The following is a 2782-nucleotide window of genomic DNA, read 5'->3' as shown; positions in this document are numbered from 1 at the left end:
TCGGCGACCTGGTCGGGGAGAACGCCGAGCGGCTCGCGCGGCTCGAGGTGAACGACTCCGGCAAGCTCTACCGCGAGATGATCGGGCAGCTCACGGGCCTGGGCGGCTGGTACCACTACTTCGCGGGCCTCGCGGACAAGCTCGAGGGGCGGCAGATCCCCTCGCCCAACCCGAACTACCTGGTCTACACCCGGCGCGAGCCGGTGGGGGTGGTCGCGGCGATCACGCCGTGGAACTCGCCGCTGCTGCTCATGACCTGGAAGCTCGCCCCGGCGTTGGCCGCGGGCTGCACGGTGGTGGTCAAGCCGTCCGAGCACTCCCCCGCCTCGACGCTGGGCTTCGCGGAGCTGATCGACCGGGCCGGGTTCCCGCCGGGCGTGGTGAACGTGGTGACCGGGCTGTCCCGCGAGGTGGGGGCGCACCTGGCCGGGCACCCGGGCGTCGACAAGGTGGCGTTCACCGGCTCGACGGCGACGGGGCGCGCGGTCGCCCACGCCGCGGCCGAGAACCTGAACCCGGTCACCCTGGAGCTGGGCGGGAAGTCCCCGCAGGTCGTCTTCCCCGACGCGGACCTGCAGGCCGCCGCGAACGGGCTGATCGCCGGGGTGTTCGCCGCGACCGGGCAGACCTGCATGGCGGGCTCGCGGCTGATCGTGCACGAGGACGTCCACGACGAGCTGGTCCGGCTCGTCGCCGAACGCGCCGCCACGATCCGGCTCGGCGACCCGAACGACCCGGAGACCGAGATGGGGCCGGTCGCCAACGCGCCGCAGTACGAGAAGGTGCTCGGCTACCTGGAGGCCGCGAAGCGCGAGGGCGCGACGGTCGCCTACGGCGGTGCCGCCGACACCGGGCTCGGCGGCTACTTCGTGCAGCCGACCGTGCTGACGGGCGTCGGCCCGGAGTCGACGATCGTGCGCGAGGAGGTCTTCGGGCCGGTGCTGTCCGCCTACACGTTCACCACCGAGGACGAGGCGGTGCGGCTGGCCAACGACACCCCGTACGGGCTGGCGGGCGCGGTCTGGACGAAGGACGTGCACCGCGCGCACCGGATGGCCGCCCGGATCCGCGCCGGCTCGGTGTGGATCAACGCCTACCGGGTGGTGGCCCCCAGCGTGCCGTTCGGCGGGTTCGGGGCGAGCGGGGTGGGCCGGGAGAACGGCGCCGCGGCCGTGGACGCGTACCTGGAGACCAAGTCGGTGTGGGTGGAGCTCACCGGCGGGACCCGGGACCCCTTCACCCTCGGCTGACCCGGAGCGAACGGCACTCTCGCTCAGACCTAGTGAGCGAGAGTGCCGTTCGCTCGTTCCTTCTGTCGGTGTCGAATGCGAACATATGTTCGTGTCCCGGATCCGGTCGCGTGCCGAGGCGAGCATCCTGCATGCCGACCTCGACTCCTTCTACGCCTCGGTCGAGCAGCGCGACGCCCCGCGGCTGCGCGGGCGGCCCGTGATCGTCGGTGGCGGGGTCGTGCTCGCGGCCAGCTACGAGGCCAAGGCCTTCGGCGTGCGGACGGCGATGGGCGGGCGGCAGGCGAAGGCGCTCTGCCCCGGCGCGATCGTGGTCCCGCCACGCTTCTCCGCCTACAGCGAGGCGAGCAAGGCCGTGTTCGCGGTGTTCGAGGACACCACCCCGCTGGTCGAGGGACTGTCGATCGACGAGGCGTTCCTCGACGTCGGTGGCCTGTGGCGGATCGCCGGGACCCCCACGGCGATCGCGGCCCGACTGCGGGAGCAGGTCGCCCGGGAGGTCGGGCTGCCGATCACGGTGGGCGTGGCCTGCACCAAGTTCCTGGCCAAGGTCGCGTCGGCGGTCGCGAAGCCGGACGGGCTGCTCGAGGTCCCCCCCGGCGGCGAGCTCGCCTTCCTGCACCCGCTGCCCGTCGAGCGGCTGTGGGGCGTCGGCAAGGTCACCGCGGCGAAGCTGCACGGGTTGGGGATCCGGACGGTCGGGGAGGTCGCCGACCTCGGCGAGCCCACCCTCGTCTCGCTGCTCGGGCGAGCGAGCGGCAGGCACCTGCACGCGCTGGCGCACAACCGCGACCCCCGGGTCGTCGACACCGGGGTGCGCCGCCGGTCGATCGGCTCGCAGCGGGTCCTGGGGCGCAGGCGGCGCAGCCCCGAGGAGCTCGACGCCCTCCTCGCCGGCATCGTCGACCGGCTCGGCAAGCGGCTGCGCGGGGCGGACCGGGTCTGCCGGACCGTCGTGCTGCGGTTGCGGTTCGGCGACTACACCCGGGCGACCCGCTCGCACACCCTGGCCCGCGCCACCGACCACACCCCCACCCTGCTGGCCGCGGCGCGCAGGCTCCTCGCCGACGCGTTGTCGATGTGCCTCGACCGCGGCCTCACGCTGCTCGGGATCTCGCTGACCAACCTCGAGGAGGGGGACGCGATGCAGCTCACCCTCCCGTTCGACCGCACCGACGGGCCCGAGCTGGACCGCACGCTGGACTCGCTGCGCACGAGGTTCGGCGCCGAGTCCGTCACCCGGGCCGCCCGGCTGGGCCGTGACCAGGGGCTGGAGGTCCCGCTGCTGCCGGACCGCTGAACCGGCCCCGAACAGGGATCTGCCGGTATCGGCGAGGGGGCTCCCCAGTCCCCGCCGATACCGGCATCCCGTACAACGAGCCTGATCGCCGGAGGTCACCCGTCGAGTCGGTTGCGGGCAGGTGAACTGTCGGCGCGAGACGGTCGGTCAGCCCGCCGGGGTACGTCCGGACCAGGTCGGCTCGACCTCGGCCCAGCCGCGCGCCCACGCCTCGGCGTTCCGTCGTGCGGTC

2 protein-coding genes are annotated in these 2782 nt (G+C 73.7%); both read left to right on the top strand.

Annotated features, from left to right (window positions below; all coding sequences use genetic code 11):
- A partial coding sequence (locus tag H5J29_RS28000; RefSeq protein WP_181783989.1) for an aldehyde dehydrogenase occupies positions 1-1250 on the top strand: 1250 nt, incomplete at its 5' end.
- Between the two features lie 85 nt (positions 1251-1335).
- Positions 1336-2550 carry a DNA polymerase IV gene (dinB, locus tag H5J29_RS27995; protein WP_181783988.1) on the top strand — a complete coding sequence of 405 codons (1215 nt, stop codon included), beginning with the start codon at positions 1336-1338 and terminating at the stop codon, positions 2548-2550.
- Positions 2551-2782 lie beyond the last annotated feature (232 nt).

The organism is Pseudonocardia pini, from assembly GCF_013870575.1.
In the GTDB taxonomy this organism is placed as follows: Bacteria; Actinomycetota; Actinomycetes; order Mycobacteriales; family Pseudonocardiaceae; genus Pseudonocardia; species Pseudonocardia pini.
This window is presented reverse-complemented; position numbering and strand designations above follow the sequence as displayed.

What these genes read in the sequence shown, in the direction of transcription:
- dinB (WP_181783988.1), top strand. Translation starts at nt 1,336, where the DNA reads ATGTTCGTGTCCCGGATCCGGTCGCGTGCCGAGGCGAGCATCCTGCAT.